16 protein-coding genes are annotated in these 14,158 nt (G+C 73.2%); 12 read left to right on the top strand and 4 right to left on the bottom strand.

Annotated elements, in window-relative coordinates:
- Positions 1-17 precede the first annotated feature (17 nt).
- Positions 18-740: a GntR family transcriptional regulator gene (locus tag AVL61_RS03605; RefSeq protein WP_058872977.1), complete on the top strand. Its 723-nt coding sequence runs from the start codon at positions 18-20 to the stop codon at positions 738-740.
- A gap of 185 nt (positions 741-925) precedes the next feature.
- Entirely contained in the window at positions 926-1,432 is a 507-nt protein-coding gene (locus AVL61_RS03600; RefSeq protein ID WP_058872976.1) for a glutathione peroxidase, read from the top strand.
- A 28-nt stretch (positions 1,433-1,460) separates the two neighbouring features.
- Here AVL61_RS03600 and rocD read toward each other — a convergent pair whose 3' ends face one another.
- Positions 1,461-2,726, bottom strand: coding sequence for an ornithine--oxo-acid transaminase (gene rocD / locus AVL61_RS03595; protein ID WP_197412629.1), 1,266 nt, complete (start codon positions 2,724-2,726; stop codon positions 1,461-1,463).
- A gap of 181 nt (positions 2,727-2,907) precedes the next feature.
- Here rocD and AVL61_RS03590 point away from each other — a divergent pair, with 181 nt between their 5' ends.
- Positions 2,908-3,774 carry an alpha/beta fold hydrolase gene (locus AVL61_RS03590; RefSeq protein WP_058872975.1) on the top strand — a complete coding sequence of 289 codons (867 nt, stop codon included), beginning with the start codon at positions 2,908-2,910 and terminating at the stop codon, positions 3,772-3,774.
- A gap of 62 nt (positions 3,775-3,836) precedes the next feature.
- On the opposite strand, the gene AVL61_RS03585 is transcribed toward AVL61_RS03590, so the two are convergent.
- A complete protein-coding gene (locus tag AVL61_RS03585) occupies positions 3,837-4,349 on the bottom strand; it encodes a hypothetical protein (protein WP_058872974.1) in 513 nt (170 codons plus the stop codon).
- 296 nt (positions 4,350-4,645) lie between these two features.
- Here AVL61_RS03585 and AVL61_RS03580 point away from each other — a divergent pair, with 296 nt between their 5' ends.
- The 5 genes from AVL61_RS03580 (at position 4,646) to AVL61_RS03565 (ending at position 7,868) form a co-directional block, all read left to right on the top strand.
- Positions 4,646-5,857 (top strand): alcohol dehydrogenase catalytic domain-containing protein, encoded by a 1,212-nt coding sequence (locus tag AVL61_RS03580; protein ID WP_058872973.1) that lies wholly within the window; start codon positions 4,646-4,648, stop codon positions 5,855-5,857.
- 7 nt (positions 5,858-5,864) lie between these two features.
- Positions 5,865-5,999: a hypothetical protein gene (locus AVL61_RS18575; protein WP_269433305.1), complete on the top strand. Its 135-nt coding sequence runs from the start codon at positions 5,865-5,867 to the stop codon at positions 5,997-5,999.
- 109 nt (positions 6,000-6,108) lie between these two features.
- Entirely contained in the window at positions 6,109-7,092 is a 984-nt protein-coding gene (locus AVL61_RS03575) for an aldo/keto reductase (protein ID WP_058872972.1), read from the top strand.
- Between the two features lie 81 nt (positions 7,093-7,173).
- On the top strand, positions 7,174-7,650 hold the full coding sequence (locus AVL61_RS03570; RefSeq protein ID WP_058872971.1) for a MarR family winged helix-turn-helix transcriptional regulator: 477 nt from the start codon (positions 7,174-7,176) through the stop codon (positions 7,648-7,650).
- Positions 7,647-7,868 (top strand): hypothetical protein, encoded by a 222-nt coding sequence (locus AVL61_RS03565; protein ID WP_058872970.1) that lies wholly within the window; start codon positions 7,647-7,649, stop codon positions 7,866-7,868. The genes AVL61_RS03570 and AVL61_RS03565 overlap by 4 nt, the downstream gene beginning before the upstream one ends.
- On the opposite strand, the gene AVL61_RS03560 is transcribed toward AVL61_RS03565, so the two are convergent.
- Together AVL61_RS03560 and AVL61_RS03555 are read right to left on the bottom strand one after the other, a co-directional pair.
- The gene (locus AVL61_RS03560; protein WP_058872969.1) at positions 7,843-8,619 is read right to left on the bottom strand and encodes an SDR family NAD(P)-dependent oxidoreductase; all 777 of its coding nucleotides are present in this window, start codon (positions 8,617-8,619) and stop codon (positions 7,843-7,845) included. The two genes, AVL61_RS03565 and AVL61_RS03560, sit on opposite strands and share 26 nt — an antisense overlap.
- Before the next feature lies 1 nt (position 8,620).
- The gene (locus AVL61_RS03555; protein ID WP_058872968.1) at positions 8,621-9,406 is read right to left on the bottom strand and encodes a FadR/GntR family transcriptional regulator; all 786 of its coding nucleotides are present in this window, start codon (positions 9,404-9,406) and stop codon (positions 8,621-8,623) included.
- 189 nt (positions 9,407-9,595) lie between these two features.
- Between AVL61_RS03555 and AVL61_RS03550 the strand changes: the two genes are divergently transcribed.
- The 4 genes from AVL61_RS03550 (at position 9,596) to AVL61_RS03535 (ending at position 14,153) form a co-directional block, all read left to right on the top strand.
- Entirely contained in the window at positions 9,596-11,101 is a 1,506-nt protein-coding gene (locus tag AVL61_RS03550; protein ID WP_058872967.1) for a GntP family permease, read from the top strand.
- Positions 11,102-11,222: 121 nt separating this feature from the next.
- A complete protein-coding gene (locus AVL61_RS03545; RefSeq protein WP_058872966.1) occupies positions 11,223-12,428 on the top strand; it encodes a CynX/NimT family MFS transporter in 1,206 nt (401 codons plus the stop codon).
- A gap of 190 nt (positions 12,429-12,618) precedes the next feature.
- Entirely contained in the window at positions 12,619-13,641 is a 1,023-nt protein-coding gene (locus AVL61_RS03540; RefSeq protein ID WP_058872965.1) for a Bug family tripartite tricarboxylate transporter substrate binding protein, read from the top strand.
- Complete coding sequence (locus tag AVL61_RS03535; protein WP_058872964.1) at positions 13,638-14,153, top strand: tripartite tricarboxylate transporter TctB family protein; 516 nt, start codon at positions 13,638-13,640, stop codon at positions 14,151-14,153. The genes AVL61_RS03540 and AVL61_RS03535 overlap by 4 nt, the downstream gene beginning before the upstream one ends.
- The last annotated feature ends 5 nt before the right edge of the window (positions 14,154-14,158 follow it).

Below are 14,158 nucleotides of genomic sequence, written 5' to 3'. Positions count from 1 at the left end.
GCCGATATGCTGGACCGATGAGCGCGGAGCCGCGGAACGTCCCGAAGTACTACCTGCTCAAGGAACAGCTCCGGGCGCTCGTGCGGGACGCCGCCCCCGGCACGCTCATCCCCACGGAGCGCGCGCTCGCCGAGCAGTACTCCACCTCCCGCACCACCGTCCGCCAGGCCATCGGCGAGCTCGTGGCGGAAGGAGTGCTCGGACGCGCCCAGGGCCGGGGCACCTTCGTGGCCCCGCCGCGGTTCACCTACGTCCGCCAGCTCACCTCGTTCAGCGACGACGCCGCCGCCCAGGGCCTCACGAGCTCCTCCACCGTCCTCGACGTGGGCCGCACGGCCGCCGACGACGACACCGCGGCGCGGCTGCGCGTGCCCGCCGGGGCCGAGCTCGCGCGGGTGGAGCGGATCCGGCTCATCAACGGCGAGCCGCTGGCCCACGAGGTCGCCCTGCTCACCGGACCGCTGTCCGACCTCGCGGAGCACCTGGATCGGACCGGGTCCCTGTACACAGCGCTGCGGGAGGACTACGGCATCGACATCGTCGCGGCGGAGGACACCGTGGAGACCCGGCTCGCCGGCCCGGAGGACGTCCGGCTCCTGGGCATCGAGATGGGGGCGCCCCTGCTGCTGATTTACCGGCTCGGGTTCACGTCGGACGACTCGCCCGTGGAGTGGACCCGGTCGGTGTTCCGCGGGGACCGGTTCCGCTTCCTGGCCCGCATGAAGGGCCCGCAGCCCTGACCCGCGGGCCCAGCCCTGACCCGCGGGCCCCCAGCCCTGGTCCGCGAGGTTGCGGCCGTCGGCCACCGCGCGCGGCTGCGTAGCCGTCAGCCGCAATCTCGGCGTCCTGGGCGGGGAGCCGGGCGGGGGGTCCGGGCGGCAGAATGGGGGCAGACCACCTTTCCTCGACCGAACCGGAGGCCCCGATGACCACGCTGCACGACTTCACCGCCAGGACCCTCGACGGGCGCGAGCAGCCGCTGTCCGAGTACGCCGGGAAGGTGGTGCTCGTGGTCAACACCGCGAGCGAGTGCGGGTTCACGCCGCAGTACGAGGGGCTCGAGCAGCTGTGGCGGGACTTCCGGCAGGACGGTCTCGTGGTCCTGGGCTTCCCCTGCGACCAGTTCGGGGGCCAGGAGCCGGGCACGGAGGAGGAGATCGCCGAGTTCTGCAGCCGCAACTACGGGGTCACGTTCCCGATGTTCGAGAAGGTCGACGTCAACGGCCCCGGCGCCCACCCGCTCTGGTCGTGGCTGCGCGAGGAGAAGGGCGGGATCATGGGCGACGCCGTCAAGTGGAACTTCACCAAGTTCCTCGTGGGCCGGGACGGGCGGGTGATCCGCCGCTTCGCCCCGAAGACCGCCCCGGCGCAGCTCGCCGGCAGCATCGAGTCCGCGCTGGCCCACGGGGAAGCGCCCGCCGGGGCGAGCTGAGCCGGGCCGGGGGCGTGCCGGGGACGGCTCAGCCGCGCGCCATCTCCCGCAGCACGTCCGCGAGGGCGGACAGTCCGCGCTCCAGCTCCCGGTCGGTGATCACCAGCGGCGGGCTCAGCCGGATGGTGGAGCCGTGGGTGTCCTTCGCGAGAACCCCGTGGGCCGCCAGCCGCTCGCAGCACTCCCGGCCGGTGCCGAGCCGCGGATCGATGTCGATCCCGGCCCACAGCCCGCGCCCGCGCACCTCGGACAGGCCCAGCGGCACCAGTTCCGCCAGGCCGGCGTGCAGCTTCTCCCCCATGGCCCGGGCCCGCTCCTGGGGCTCCCCGGTGGCGAGGAGGGCGACGACGGCGCGGCCGACGGCGCCGGCCAGCGGATTCCCGCCGAACGTGCTGCCGTGCTGGCCGGGCCGCAGCACCGAGAGGACGTCCGCGCGGCCCACCACCGCGGACACCGGCAGGACGCCCCCGCCCAGGGCCTTGCCCAGCAGGTAGAGGTCCGCCTCGACGTCCTCGTGCTCGCACGCCAGCGTCCGGCCGGTGCGGCCCAGGCCGGACTGGATCTCGTCCGCGACGAGCAGGACGCCGCGCTCGGCCGTGCACCGCCGCACGCCCTGCAGGTACCCCGGAGGCGGCACGATCACGCCGGCCTCGCCCTGGATGGGCTCCAGCAGCACCGCCACCGTGTCCTCGGTGACGGCCGCCTCGAGGGCGGCGAGGTCCCCGAACGGGACGGTCACGAAGCCCGGCGTGTAGGGGCCGTAGTTGCGGTGCGCGTCGTCGTCGTCGGAGAAGCTGATGACCGTGGTGGTGCGGCCGTGGAAGTTCCCCGCCGCCACGACGATCTGCGCCCGGTCCGGGGCCACACCCTTGCGCTCGTAGCCCCACTTCCGGGCCACCTTGATCGCCGACTCCACGGCCTCGGCGCCGGTGTTCATCGGCAGCATCATGTCCTGGCCGAGCAGCTCGCACAGCTCCCGGGCGAAGGGGCCGAGCTGGTCGTTGTGGACCGCTCGGCTGGTCAGCGTCACGCGCTCCAGCTGGGTCCGGGCCGCCTCGAGGACCGCCGGGTGGCCGTGGCCGAAGTTCAGCGCCGAGTAGCCGGCGAGGAAGTCGAGGTACTCCCGTCCCTCCACGTCCGTCACGGTGGTGCCCTGGGCGCGGGCCACCACCACGTCCAGCGGGGAGTAGGTGCGCGCGGTGTACCGCTCGGTGGTCTCCACCAGCTCCCGCGAGCTCGCGTCGTGGCCGGCCGCGGCCGCGGGGCCGGCGAACTGTGTCGGGGCGTGGTTCATGGGGTTTCTCCCGGTTCCTCGCTGGTGTTGTCTGGGACGTGTGCGTCCCACCACATCACGTACAACACCGCGGGGCCCGCATTCCAGTCCCGGCCCCGCGCGGCCCGTCCCGTTCCCGCCCCCTGCACCGGCCCGAGCCCGAGCCCGAGCATGATCCCGACCCCGATCCCCAGGAGGAACCGTGTTCCCCGGCTTCACCACCCATGACGTCCCCGTGGCCGACGGCACTGTCCATGCCCGCACGGGCGGCGACGGCCCGCCCGTGCTGCTGCTGCACGGCTTCCCGCAGACCCACGCCATGTGGCACCTCCTCGCCCCCGTGCTGGCGGAGGAGTTCACGATGGTCGCGGCCGACCTGCGCGGCTACGGCCGCTCCCGCACGAGCAGCGAGGACTACACCTTCCGGGCGATGGCCGCCGACCAGGTGCAGCTCAGGCGGGCGCTGGGCCACGACCGGTTCGCCGTCGTCGGGCACGACCGCGGCGCCCGGACCGCCCACCGGATGGCGTTCGACGCCCCCGGTGCGGTGGCCTCCGTGGCGCTGCTCGACATCCTGCCCACCCTGGAGGTGTGGCGGTCGATGGACGCGTGGCTGGCCCGGCAGTACTACCACTGGTCCTTCCTCGCCCAGGGCGAGGGGCTGCCGCAGACCCTGATCGGCCACGACCCCGCGTACTTCGTGCGCCGGACGCTCCAGGGGCTCAGCGGCACCTCGGTGCCCTTCGACGCGGCCGCGGTCGCCGCCTACGAGGAGGCGGCCCGGGATCCCGCCGTCGTCGACGCCTGGTGCCGCGACTACCGCGCGGCCGCCGGCCCCGACGTGGCGATCGACGAGTCGGACGAGCACGAGCAGCGGGACCTCCCAGCCCTCGTCCTGTGGGGCGCCCGGGGCCGGGTCGGCGCCCGGGAGGACCCGCTCGCGCTGTGGCGGCGGCACTTCCCGCGGGCCGAGGGCCGGGCCGTGGACGCTGGCCACTTCCTCGCCGAGGAGCGGCCGGAGGAGGTCGGCGCGGCGGTCCTGGCGCACCTGCGGGCGGCACGGCCGTGACCGCGGCCCCGGCGCGGTGATCGGGAGGCGCGGTCGCGCCTCCCGATCACCGCGCGGAGGACCTACTTCCGCATCCACTGGTCGGACGTGTAGTCCTGCCGCCCGTCGGCCGGGGTGAAGTCGGTGTGCACCCACACCCTCAGGTACTCGCGCCCGGAGAACGTGTAGGGCTTGAGCCACACGTGCTTGGTCGCCCAGCTGTGGTGGTAGGTGGCCTTGCGCCAGCCGTCCTTCTGCACGTAGATCGTCCGCGTTCCCCAGTCGCAGTCGGTCGGGTGGCACTTGCCGTACACCCGGACGGAGCCCCCGGGGGTGACGCAGCTGCCGCCGACCGGACACAGCACCTGGTCCGCGCACCCCCAGTTCACGTTCACCCGGGTGACGGACCGGGTGTTCGGATCGGTGTTGCGCCAGGTGCCCGAGATGGTGTCGGGGCCGACGCACAGGGCCTGAGCCGGTGCCGCGGTCACCGTGGTGCCGACGAAGACGATGGCCAGGGCGGCCAGGATCGTGGCGATCAGGGAGACGGCGGCGGCGGATCGGGCATTCCGCCATCGCATCGCGCTGTGGGACATGACAGTTCCCTCCTCCGGAGGATGTGGTCTCTGCCGGTTCGACCCGGGGCGGTCCGACCGCCCCGTCGAGCTCTCGGCATGCCCACAGCGTGGCAGGCCGTCCCGCGCTGCGAGTCCACCTCCGGAGGTACTTCCGGCCTCCATCCCCGGGAGTACTGCCGTCCGGGCACCGGCGGACCGCCGCGGTGTCCACCGCGAGGGAGCGCGGTCAATTCCTTCAGCTCACTTACCTTTCGCCGCGGCACCCCGTAGCGTGGGACGGGCACGTCATCCCCGACCGATGAGGAGCGCGACCCATGAAGGCTCTGGTGTGGCACGGCGAGGGCGACATCCGCCTCGACAACGTGGCCGATCCCTCGATCCGGGACCCGAACGACGCGATCGTGCGCATCACGCGCAGCGCCATCTGCGGCACGGACCTGCACTTCATCCGCGGCACCATGGCCGGCATGCACGAGGGCACGATCCTGGGCCACGAGGCCGTCGGCGTGGTCGAGGACGTGGGCGCCGCGGTGCGGGGCCTGTCCCCGGGCGACCGGGTGATCGTGTGCTCCACGATGTCCTGCGGTGTCTGCCGCTACTGCCGGATGGGCCAGACCGCCCAGTGCGACATGGCGAACCCCAACGGCCCGGCGGCCGGCACCTGCTTCTTCGGCGGACCGGCACCCACCGGACCCGTGGACGGGCTGCAGGCCGAGTACGCCCGCGTCCCGTGGGCCTCGAACACCCTGATCCCGATCCCGGACGGCGTCTCCGACGACGACGCGATCCTGCTCTCCGACATCTTCCCCACCGCCTGGTTCGGCGCCCAGCTGGCCGGCATCCGCCGCGGGGACACGGTGGCCGTCTACGGCGCCGGGATCGTGGGACAGCTCGCGATCGCCTCCGCCTACCGCCAGGGCGCGGGCCGGGTCTGGGCGGTCGACGGCGTGCAGACGCGCCTGGTCAAGGCCCTGGAGCAGAACGCCGAGGTCGTCGACTTCAACGCCGAGGACCCTGTCGAGGCGATCATGGACGCCACCATGGGCGTAGGCGTGGACGCCGTGATCGAGGCCGTCGGGGTCGACGCCCAGCGCCCGGCCGACGGGCCCGCGGCCGAGAAGTACGCCGCCCAGGCCGAGCAGTTCGACGCCGAGGTGGCCCAGACCGCCCCGGAGACCAACGTGCAGGGTGAGAACTGGGTGCCGGGGAACGCCCCGTCGCTGTCGGCCCAGTGGGCCGTGGAGTCCGTGGCGAAGTACGGGCGGATCGGCATGATCGGCGTGTTCTCCCCGGACCTGACGTCCTTCCCGATCGGGGCCGCCACCAACAAGAACCTCACCATCCGCGCCGGCAACTGCGACCACCGCTCGGTGACCCCGCCGCTGCTGGACCTCGTGGCCGCCGGCCTGTTCGATCCCGCGCCCTTCATCACCCAGCACGAACCCATCGACGACGTGGTCGACGCCTACCTCAGCTTCGACCGCCGCGACGAGGGCTGGCTCAAGACGGTCCTCACCACGGAGTAGCCGGGCGGTGACTCATCCCGCAGCCCGGCAGTCCACCCAACAAAAGGAGCACCACATGCGCAAGATCCTCTTCATGGTCGGCAGCGCGGTCTTCGGCCGCATCATGGCGAAGCGGCGCGAGAAGAAGGCCGGCGGCCGCTAGCCGTCCGTCGAGGACCGCCGGGGGAGTTCTCGGCGCACCGGAACACCAGCACGCCCAGGGCATCAGCGCGCCCGAGGGCTACATCGAGCACGAGACGAACGAGGAGCACATGGAACAACGCACACTCGGCAGGACCGGACGGAAGGTCTCCACCGTGGGCCTGGGCACGTGGCAGCTGGGCGCGGACTGGGGGGACGTCGATCCCGCCGAGGCCACCGCCGTGCTGGAGGCCGCCGTGGAGTCGGGGGTGACGTTCTTCGACACCGCCGACGTCTACGGCGACGGCCGCAGCGAGCAGACCATCGGGGCATTCCTGCACGAGCGGCCCGACCTGGACATCACCGTGGCCACGAAGATGGGCCGCCGCGCGGACCAGGTCCCGGAGAACTACTCGCTCGCGAACTTCCGGCAGTGGGTGGACCGCTCGCGCCGGAACCTGGGCACCGACACCCTCGACCTGGTCCAGCTGCACTGCCCGCCCACGCCGGTCTACAGCGACCAGGAGGTCTACGACGCCCTGGACACCCTGGTCGAGGAGGGCGCGGTCCGCCACTACGGCGTCAGCGTGGAGCGCACCGACGAGGCGCTCGCGGCCATCGCCCGCGGCAGCACCGCCACCGTCCAGATCATCCTCAACGCCTTCCGGCTCAAGCCGCTGGACGCCGTGCTCCCGGCCGCGAAGGAGGCCGGGGTGGGGATCATCGCCCGGGTGCCGCTGGCCTCCGGGCTGCTGTCCGGGAAGTACACCCCGGACACCCGGTTCGCCGCGGACGACCACCGCAGCTACAACCGCGGCGGTGAGGCCTTCGACGTCGGGGAGACCTTCTCCGGGGTGGACTTCGAGCGCGGCCTCGAGGCCGTCCGCGAGTTCGCCGGGCTGCTCCCGGACGGGGTGAGCACGGCCCAGGCCGCGCTCGCGTGGATCATCGCCCAGGACGGCGTGAGCACCGTGATCCCCGGGGCGCGCAGCGTGGAGCAGGTCCGCGCCAACGCCTCGGCGGCGGACACCGGGGACCTGGGCCGCGAGATCGACGCCGGGGTCCGCAGGATCTACGACGCCTTCTTCCGGGAGGACGTCCACCCCCGCTGGTGACCCCCGCCCCGGGAGGGCCCGTCCGGGGCGGCTCCAGCTCGTAGGATGGTCCGGATCCACCCGTGAAAGCGAGCCGCCCCGATGACCTCCAGCCCCACCGCGGACCACCCCGAGCCCGCACCCGACGGTCTCGCGCGGCTGACGGGGATCGACCTGGCCGCGGAGCCCGTCTTCCTGATGGTCCGGGCGGCGGCACTGGGCTCCTCGACCGCCAACCAGGGGCTCGCGCCGCTCGGGCTGAAGGTCCGCAGCTACTCCATCCTGGCGGTGGCCTGCAGCGGCACGGGGCCGACGCAGCGCGAGCTCGGTGACCTGCTGCGGATGAGACCCAGCCAGACCGTGGCCATCCTCGACGAGCTGGAGCGGCGCGGCCTGGTGGAGCGCCGGACCGATCCGCGGGATCGCCGCTCCAAGACCGTGGTCCCCACCGGCCCGGGGCGGGAGCTCTACGCGCGCGCCAAGGCCGCCGTCGACCGCGCCGCCGAGACGTCGCTCGCCGCCCTCCCGCCGCAGGACCGGGAGGACCTGGCGCGCCTGCTGCGCCGGCTCGCCCTGTGACGGTGCAGGAACTGATCGGCCGGGGCCACGCCGTCGCGTCGTCGTCCTACGCCGGGACCGGATGGGCGCTGGAGACGGCCGTCCAGGACCAGCTGGACACCCTCGCGGCCGTGCAGGCCGATCTGGTCCCGCAGACCCTGCCGGCCGTCATCGAGCGCCGGCACACCGTCGTCGAGGACCCCGGGACGCGGCTCAGGAGATCTGCAGCCCGCCGTTGATGTCGTAGGTCGCGGCGGTGATGAACCCGGCGTCCTCGCCGACGAGGAACGCCAGCAGCGCGGCCATGTCCCGCACGGTGCCCACCCGGCCGACGAGGATGTCCTTGGACATGTCCGCCTTGCGCTCGTCGCTCAGGGTGCCGCCCATGATGTCGGTGTCCACGGGGCCGGGGGCGATGCAGTTCACGGTGATCCCGTGCTCGCCCATCTCGCGCGCCACCGCGCGGGTGAAGCCGATGATCGCGGCCTTGGAGGCGCTGTAGGCGGACTTGGAGTAGGTGCCGCCGCCGCGCTGGGCGGAGATCGAGGAGATGCTCACCACGCGGCCCAGCCTCCGCTCGATCATCCCGGTCAGCACCCGCTGGGTGACCATGAACGTGCCGGTCATGTTGATGGCGAAGACCCGGTCCCAGGTCTCGCGGGTCTCGTCCATGAAGTCGGTGGGCGAGCTGATCCCGGCGCAGTTCACCAGGGCCACGATCGGGGGGAGCTCGGCCTCGACGCGGGCCACGGACTCGTCCACGGAGCCGTCGTCGGAGACGTCCGTGCGCAGCCCGAGGGCCTGCACCCCGTGCCGGTCGGCGATCTCGCGCGCGGCCTCGGCGGCGGCGTCGCCGTCGATGTCGAGGATGGCGACGCTCCAGCCCTGGCTCGCGAGCAGGTCCGCGGTGGCGCGGCCGATGCCGCGCTCGGAGGCGGCGCCGGTGAGCACGGCGGTGCGCTCGGCGGGGAAGGCAGTGGTCTCGGTCATATCAGTCATCTCCTGTGCTGTTGAGAGCGTGTCCGGGTGCGGGTCCGGGTTCCCGGCCCTGCGCCGGGCCGGGGCCGCCGGCGGCGGTCCCGTAGCCGATGTAGTGCTCGTAGTCGGCGTAGGTCTGATCGATGTGGGCCTCCATGGCCTTGCGCGCCGTCTCGGGGTCCCGGGTGCCGATGGCCGCCAGGATCAGCCGGTGGTGCTCGATGGCGTGCCGCTGGACCTCGGGGAACGCGGAGGTCGCCCGGCGCTCGGCGTAGAGCAGCTGGGAGAGCTGGGCCAGCAGCACCGGGACGAACGGATTGCCCGAGCCCCGCAGCACGGCGTCGTGGAAGGCCATGTCGGCACGGGTGACCTCGTCCAGGTCCCCCGCGCCGTGCGCGCGCTCGAGGTCCTGGACGGCGTCCTCCATCGCGGCGAGGTCCTCCGGGGTGACGTGCACGGCGGCCAGCGCCGCGGAGCCGGTCTCCACCATGCGCCGGACCTCCAGCAGCCGCAGCGCCACCTGGTGGGAGGCCGTGCCCCGGGAGGCGGCCTTGAGGATCGCCTCGAGGCCGGTCCACGCCTCGGGCGGGTTCACATAGGTCCCGAGCCCGCGCCGGACGTAGACGATGTTCTGCGCCTGGAGGGCCTTGAGGGCCTCGCGCACGGTGAGCCGGCTGACGTCGGACTCCCGGGCGATCTCGGCCTCGGGGGGCAGCGCCTCGTGCGGACCCACCTCGCCCTGGAGGATGCGCTCGAGCAGCTCCTCCGCGACCGCCTCGACCAGGGACTTCCTAGCCATCGGCGCGGCGTCCCACAGCGGTTCCCGCGGGCGGAACGGTGCGCACGTCGGGGTCAGGGTTCACGGCCCGTACCTGCCTCTTGTCAGACGTCATATGTGTGGCTAGCCTCACATGCAGCGCCGATCTCGTCAATTCCCGCGCCCGGGCCGCACACACGGCCGTCCCACGTCCCCGAGGAGCCGTACACCGTGGATCTGCAACTACTCCTGGCACTCCTGCTGGGCATCGCCACCATCATCGTCCTGGTGCTGCGCACACGGCTCGACGCGTTCGTGGCGCTGCTCATCGCGGCCCTGCTGACCGGCGCCGTCGCCGGTCAGGCCCCGCTCGAGATCGTCGACGCCATCACGACCGGCTTCGGCAACACCCTCGCCTCGATCGGCATCGTGATCGGCCTCGGCGTCGGGATCGGCAAGATCCTCGAGGTCTCCGGCGCCGCCAACTCCCTGGCGCACGCCTTTCTGCGCGCCTTCGGCAAGGGCCGGGAACCGTGGGCCCTGGGCAGCGTGGGCGCCCTGGTCTCCATCCCCGTGTTCTGCGACTCGGGCTACGTGATCATGAACCCGCTCGCCCGCTCGATCGCCCGCGTCGAACGGGCCGGCTACGTGACGCTCGCCCTCGCCCTGGGCTGCGGCATGACGCTCACCCACCACCTCGTCCCGCCCACGCCCGGCCCGCTGGCCGTGACCGGCATCCTCGGCGCGGACCTCGGTGCGGTCATCCTCGCCGGCCTGGTGTTCACCGTGCTCCTGCTGCCGATCGTGGTCTTCTACGCCCGGTGGATCGGCCCCACGCTCGAGCCCAAGGTGGAGGAGCACGTGCGCGAGGCCGTCTACGGCACCGTCGCGACCGCCGGCGTCGGCGGCGGCGGCGCCCACGCCGCGGGCACGGCCCTCGACGAGGGCCCCCGGGACGACCTCGACGCCGAGGCGGGACAGTCCCCCGCCGCCGACCCGTCGGCGGATCTCGGCCGGCCGCCGGAGGGCGCCGCACCGCACCGGGTCGGGGCGTTCACCGCGTCCCTGCCGCTGCTCGTTCCCCTGCTGCTGATCATCACCAACACGGTCACCGGCGCCATCGACCAGAACGCCCAGGGCGTGATCGGCGGGGACGAGTACGAGCCCTCCGCCTGGGCCGTGCCCTTCGCCTTCGTCGGCAACCCCGTCGTCGCCCTGGTCATCGGCATGATCCTGGCCCTCTACGTGCTCCTGCCCCGGTGGAGCCCGCGGAACAAGGCGCACGGCTGGTTCGCCGAGGCGGCGGCCTCGGCCGGTCTGATCCTGCTGATCACCGGCGCCGGCGGCGCGTTCGGCCAGGTGCTGCGCACCTCCGGCGTGGGCGACGCCCTCGCCGAGGCCGTGGCCGCGACGCCGCTCCCGGCCTTCCTGGTCCCGTTCCTCATCGCCACCCTCGTGCGCATCGCCCAGGGCTCCGGCACGGTCGCGATGATCACCGCGGCCTCCGTGACCGCCCCGCTGGTGGGCAGCCTGGGCATCGACCCCGTGGTCGCCGTCCTGGCGTGCACCGCCGGCTCGATGTGCTTCAGCTACTTCAACGACTCCTACTTCTGGGTGGTCACCCGCTTCACGGGCCTGCAGGGCCTGGACGCGCTGCGCGGCTGGTCCGGCATCACCACCGCGGTCTGGGCCGGCTCCATCCCCCTGCTGTTCGTGCTCAACCTCATCCTCGGCTGACTCCAGGACTCCTGCGGCAGCGCCGCGGAAGCTGGTGGAACGGGGCGGCGCGCCGGAGGGCGCGCCGCCCCGTCTACGCTGTCCGGAGATCCTCCGTCCTGTCCTCCGGAAAGGGTGTGCCGTGCTCACCAACGCGTCATCGGCCACGGGCCGGCGGGCCCGTCTCGGCTTCGGCTTCCTCGGCGTGGTGCTGATCGCCGTGAACCTGCGCGTCGGCTTCGTGACCGTGGGGCCGCTGCTCGAGGAGATCAGCCGCGACCTCGGCATCTCGGCGGGCCAGGCCGGACTGCTGACCGGGCTGCCGCTGGCCATGTTCGCCCTGTTCTCCCCCGTGGCCCCCGCCGTGGCCGCCCGGACGGGCCTGGACCGGGCCCTGTGGCTGTCGCTGCTGCTGCTCGCGGCCGGGATCGGCGGCCGCTCCGCGCCGGTCGAGGGCGCCGTGTGGGTGGGCACCGCGGTGATCGGGATCGGCATCGCGTTCCTCAACGTGCTGCTGCCCTCGCTGGTGAAGCGGGAGTTCCCCCTGCGCGTGAGCCAGGTGACCGGCGTGTACACCTCGATCCAGGGCGCGGTGGCCGCGGCCGGCTCCGCCCTGGTGGTCCCGATCGCCCACGCCGGTCCGGCCGGGTGGCGCCTGGCCCTGGGGGTGTGGGCGGTGCTCGCCGTCGCGGCCCTGGTGGTGCTCTCCCCCGGCCTGCGGTCCGATCCCCCCGGGACCGGCGCCCCCGTGGCGGAGGCGGGCCCCTACCGGTCCCCGTGGCGGTCGGCGCTGGGCTGGCAGGTCACCCTGTTCATGGGTCTGCAGTCGGTGGCGTTCTACGTGCTCATGGCGTGGCTGCCGAGCATCGAGCGCAGCCACGGCGTCCCGGCGGCCGCCGCCGGCACGCACATGGCACTGTTCCTGCTGATCGGGATGGGCTCCAGCCTGGGCACCGGGGCGCTGATGCACCGGCTCGGCGACCAGCGGCCGGTGGCCTTCGCGGGCGGCGCCCTGGCCCTGGCCACCTTCGTGGGGCTGGCCGCCGCGCCGGAGCTGACGCTGCTGTGGATCGTGCTCGGGTCGATCGGCTGCGGCAGCCTCATCGTCGTCGCGCTGTCCCTGTTCAGCCTCCGCTCCGCCGACCACCGCCAGGCGGCGGCCCTGTCCGGGATGGCCCAGTCGGTGGGCTACGCGCTGGCGGCGATCGCCCCCGCCGTCTTCGGCGCCCTCTACGACGCCGGAGGGCGGTGGGAACCGCCGCTGCTGCTCATGGCGGGACTCATGGTGGCGCTGTGCGCCGTCGCCCTCCTCGCCGGCCGCGACCGCGTCATCGGGCAGGGCCGCTGACGCCGGCCCGGATCGGCGACCGGCTCCGACGCGGCCCGGGACTCACCGGAACACTTCGCACAAGTGATGCGGATCACGATAGGGTCGACTCCGAGGCACCTGGTTGCTTCTGCGATCGGCGACGAGGCCGACGCTGTTCCGCTCCCCGCGGCGGACGCACGCCGCGGCCCTACCGCTGAGGACGGTCCGCATGAGATCACCGAGAAACGTCTCCCGAACCCGGCGCACGGCCCGAGGGTGTGCGCTGCTCGCGGCAGGGCTCCTGGCCCTGACCGGCTGCGGTGACAGCGGCGGAGGCGGCGGCGAGGCCGTCGACTATCCGAGCGAGGCCATCCAGATCATGGCCCCGGCGGACCCGGGCGGCGGCTACGACCAGACGGCCCGGTCGATCGGCAGGGCGCTGACCGAGGGCGGTGTCATCGACACCGGCGCCGAGGTCTACAACGTCTCCGGCGGCTCGGGCACCATCGGCCTGACCCAGTTCGTCGGCGAGAACGCCGGCGATCCGCACCAGCTGATGGTCATCGGCAAGATCCTGGTCGGCGCCATCGAGCAGACCGACGCCCAGGTCTCCCTGGCCGACACCACCCCCATCGCCCGGCTCACCGCCGAGTACGACGCGATCGTGGTGCCCGCGGACTCCGAGTACGAGACCCTCGAGCAGCTCATGGAGGCCTTCCGGGCGGATCCGGGCGGCGTCGCGTGGGGCGGCGGTTCGGTCGGCGGCGTGGACCAGATCCTCGTGGCCCAGCTGGCGGAGGCCGCCGGCATCGAACCGTCCGAGATCAACTACATCCCCTACTCCGGCGGCGGTGAGCTGACCCCGGCCATCCTCTCCGGGGACGTGACCGCGGCGGCCTCCGGGCTCGCGGAGTTCCAGGACCAGATCGACGCCGGCGAGATGCGGCTGCTCGCGGTCTCCAGCGAGGAGCCCATCGAGGGCATCGACGCCCCGACCATCATGGACGCCGGCTACGACGTCTCCATCGCCAACTGGCGGGGGATCGTGGCGCCGCCGGAGATCAGTGACGAGCAGCGCGACGCAGTCGTGGGCATGGTCGAGGAGATGCACGGCACCGAGGAGTGGCAGCAGACCCTGGAGTCCAACAACTGGGACGACTACCTGCTCACCGGCGAGGAGTTCGCGGACTACATCGAGGAGGAGGACGCGGCCATCACCCAGACCCTGACCGATCTCGGGATCGTCGGGTGAGCTCCAGGCCCGCGCGCGCCGAGGCCGGCCCCTCCGGGGGCAGGCTCGGGACCAGGATCGCCGCCGTCGTCGTCGTGCTCGGCGCGGCGGTGGTCCTGGTCGACGCGATCCGCATCGCGAGCTCGGGCGGGTTCGGCCCGCAGCAGCCCGGCTTCTTCCCGCTGATCGTCGGGATCGGGCTGGTGGTCTTCGGGGTCGCGTTCCTGGTGCGCGCCACGGCGGCTCCGGACCGCGCCCTGCTGGAGCAGGCCGCGGAGGAGCACGCGCGCACGCACTGGCGGACCCTGTGGGCCGTCATCGGCGTGCTCGTCGTCTACGCCTTCCTGCTCGAGCCGCTGGGCTACGTCATCGCCACGGCGGCCTTCTTCGCGGTCGTCGCCCGGTTGGCGGGCAGCCGCCACCTGCTGCGCGACGTCGTCGTCGCCGTGCTGTTCTCCGCCGCCGTCTACTTCGGTTTCACCGAGCTGCTCGGCGTGCGCCTGCCGGCCGGCCTGCTGGAACCGGTGCTCTAGGAACC

The sequence above is a fragment of the Kocuria rosea subsp. polaris genome (assembly GCF_001483755.1).
Classification (GTDB): domain Bacteria; phylum Actinomycetota; class Actinomycetes; order Actinomycetales; family Micrococcaceae; genus Kocuria; species Kocuria cellulosilytica.
Note: the sequence above shows the minus strand (reverse complement) of the source record. Positions and strands in the feature narration are given on the sequence as shown.